3 protein-coding genes are annotated in these 3119 nt (G+C 71.2%); 2 read left to right on the top strand and 1 reads right to left on the bottom strand.

Annotation, left to right across the window (positions count from 1 at the left end; genetic code table 11):
- Positions 1-173: 173 nt before the first annotated feature.
- Positions 174-1811, top strand: a complete 1638-nt coding sequence (pgm, locus tag D7W82_RS39050) for a phosphoglucomutase (alpha-D-glucose-1,6-bisphosphate-dependent) (protein WP_120623103.1) — start codon at positions 174-176, stop codon at positions 1809-1811.
- Positions 1812-1867: 56 nt separating this feature from the next.
- Complete coding sequence (locus D7W82_RS39045; protein WP_120623102.1) at positions 1868-2224, top strand: DoxX family protein; 357 nt, start codon at positions 1868-1870, stop codon at positions 2222-2224.
- 16 nt (positions 2225-2240) lie between these two features.
- On the opposite strand, the gene D7W82_RS39040 is transcribed toward D7W82_RS39045, so the two are convergent.
- A partial coding sequence (locus D7W82_RS39040) for an SDR family oxidoreductase (RefSeq protein ID WP_199728005.1) occupies positions 2241-3119 on the bottom strand: 879 nt, incomplete at its 5' end.

The raw sequence follows: 3119 nt of genomic DNA, 5'->3' as shown, positions 1-3119 counted from the left end.
CCCGCGGCCTCCGTCGCCGTGGCGCGCTGACGGCTTCCGGACACGCGCTCCCGTCCCGGCCGCCCGCGCCCCGCCCGCTACTGGACGGAGCGCGTCAAGGCGGGTGTGGCGCGCGACAGGGCCTGTGACTTCGGCTCCCCTCTGAATGCGCGCGCGGCTAGGGTTGCCCCGTCATGGCACACCCTTCCGCTGGCAAGCCCCTTTCGCGCGACCTGCTGATCAACCCCGAGAAGCTGCGCGCGCAGTACTACGACGACACGCCCGACGCGTCCGTGGCCGAGCAGCGCGTGGCCTTCGGCACCTCCGGTCACCGGGGGAGCGCCGCGCGCCGCAGCTTCAACGAGGCGCACATCCTCGCGGTGGCGCAGGCCCTGTGCGAGTACCGCAAGCAGCAGGGTTACGACGGTCCGCTGTTCCTGGGCATGGACACGCACGCCCTCTCCGAGCCCGCCCAGCGCACCACGCTGGAGGTGCTGGCCGCGCACGGCGTGGAGGTCCGCTACACGGACGGCGCCACGCCCACGCCGGTCATCTCCCACGCCATCCTCACGTACAACCGGGGCCGCACGAGCGGGCTTGCGGACGGCATCGTCATCACCCCGTCCCACAACCCGCCGGAGGACGGCGGCATCAAGTACAACCCGCCCAACGGCGGCCCGGCCGACACGAACGTCACCTCGCTGGTGGAGAAGCGCGCCAACGAGCTGATGGCCGCGGGCAACAAGGGCGTGCAGCGCGTCCCCTACGAGAAGGCGCGCGCGAGCGCCTCGGTGAAGGCGTACGACTTCATCACCCCGTACGTGGCGGACCTGGCGAACGTGGTGGACCTGGACGTCATCCGGGGCGCGAAGCTGAAGCTGGGCGCGGATCCGCTGGGCGGCTCCAACCTGGACTACTGGGCGCCGCTCGCCGCGAGGTACGGCCTGGACCTCACGGTGGTGAACCCCACCGTGGACCCGACCTTCGGCTTCATGCCCGCGGACCACGACGGGAAGATCCGCATGGACTGCTCGTCACCGTACGCGATGGCGAACCTGGTGAAGCTCAAGGACCAGTACGCGCTCGCGTTCGGCAACGACACGGACTCCGACCGCCACGGCATCGTCACCCGCAGCATGGGGCTGATGAACCCGAACCACTACCTGGCGGTCGCCATCAACTACCTCTTCCGCAACCGCCCGGGCTGGAAGGCGGACGCGGCGGTGGGCAAGACGCTGGTGAGCAGCAGCCTCATCGACCGCGTGGGCAAGGACCTGGGCCGCCGCGTGGTGGAGGTGCCGGTGGGCTTCAAGTGGTTCGTGGACGGGCTCTTGGACGGCTCGCTGGGCTTCGGCGGCGAGGAGAGCGCGGGCGCGTCCTTCCTGCGCAAGGACGGCACCGTGTGGACCACGGACAAGGACGGCATCATCCTGGACCTGCTCGCGGCGGAGATCCTGGCGCGCACCGGCAAGGACCCCGGCGAGCACTACCAGGAGCTGGCGAAGAAGTTCGGCGCGCCGCTGTACACGCGCATCGACCAGCCGGCCACGTCCACGCAGAAGGCCGCGCTGAAGAAGCTGTCGCCGGAGGCGGTGAAGGCCACGTCGCTCGCGGGGGAGCCCATCCTCCAGCGCCTCACGCGCGCGCCCGGCAACAACGCGGACCTGGGCGGCCTCAAGGTGACGACGGAGAACGGCTGGTTCGCCGCGCGTCCGTCCGGCACGGAGGACGTGTACAAAATCTACGCGGAGAGCTTCCGCGACCAGGCACACCTGGACACCATCGTCCAGGAGGCGCGCGCCATCGTCGCGGAGGCGTTCGCCGGAAAGTAGGCGTGGACGGAGCGCCTCGCTCGGGCTTCGATGCCGCGCGAGGAGCCCCACCGCCCATGGACGTGAAAACCATCCTGCAGTACGTGCTCGCGCTGTTCATGGTCGCCGCGGGGGTGAACCACTTCCTCAAGCCCCGCATGTACATGCGCATCATGCCGCCGTACCTGCCCCGCCCCCGGGAGCTGGTGCTGCTGAGCGGCGTGGCGGAGGTGGTGCTGGGCATCTTCCTCCTGGTGCCCGCCACCACGCGGCTCGCGGCGTGGGGACTCGTGGCGCTGTTCGTGGCGGTGTTCCCCGCGAACCTCCACATGGCCTGGCACCCGGAGCAGTTCCGGAAGATTCCCCGGCCCCTGCTCTGGGCGCGGCTGCCGCTCCAGGTCGTGCTCATCGCCTGGGCGCTCTGGTACGCCTGAGCGCGCCGGAGCCTCGTCAGCGCCAGAGCGGCGCGTGGTCCTCGATGTACTGGCGCACCGTGCGCGTGGGACGGCCGAGCAGGTTGGTGAGCGTGGGGTCCACCTGCTCCGCCTTCCCGAAGCGAAGCCCCACGTGCATCAGCGTCTGCATGCCCAATTGGCCCCACGACAGCCGGCGCTGGTGCAGGTGGCGCACGTAGCCGGGCACCGATGCGGGCACGTAGCGGATGGGCCGGCCCAGCACCTCCGACAGCACGGACGCGACCTCCTCGAACGTCACGGCCTCCAGCCCGGTGAGCGTGAAGGCGCGGTTGCGCAGCGACGTGTCCAGCAGCGCTCGCGCCGCCACCTCGCCCACGTCGCGCACGTCCACGAAGGCCACCTTGCCGTGGCCCGCGGGCATGTAGAGCCGGCCGTCCTGGCGGATGTCCTCGCGGTACGCGTCCCCCAGGTTCTGCGCGAAGAACGCCGGGCGCAGCAGCGTCCACCCGACGTCGGAGCGCATCAGGTGCGCCTCCACCGCGTGGTGCGGCGCCCACGCGCGCGTCTCCGCGCCCGCCATGGACAGGAACACCACCTGCTTCACGCCCTGCGTGGCGGCCGCGTCGATGAACGCGTTGAGCGTCCCCTCCACGTGGGCGAGGGCCGGCGGGTGCATCAGGAACACGCCCCGCACGCCCTCCAGCGCGGGGAGGAACGTCTCCGGCCGCAGGAAGTCCAGCGGCATGGGCATCACGTCCCCGTCCATCTCCTTGAGCAGCGACACCGTGTGCTCCGGCGACTTCACCGCCGCGCGCACCGCCACCCCTTCGGACAGGAGCGCGCGCACCACCGCGCGCCCCACGTTGCCCGTGGGCCCCGTGACGAGCACCGGCCCACTCACCACGGCCCGCCC

The sequence above is a fragment of the Corallococcus sp. CA049B genome (assembly GCF_003611685.1).
Taxonomy (GTDB): Bacteria; Myxococcota; Myxococcia; order Myxococcales; family Myxococcaceae; genus Corallococcus; species Corallococcus coralloides.
This window is presented reverse-complemented; position numbering and strand designations above follow the sequence as displayed.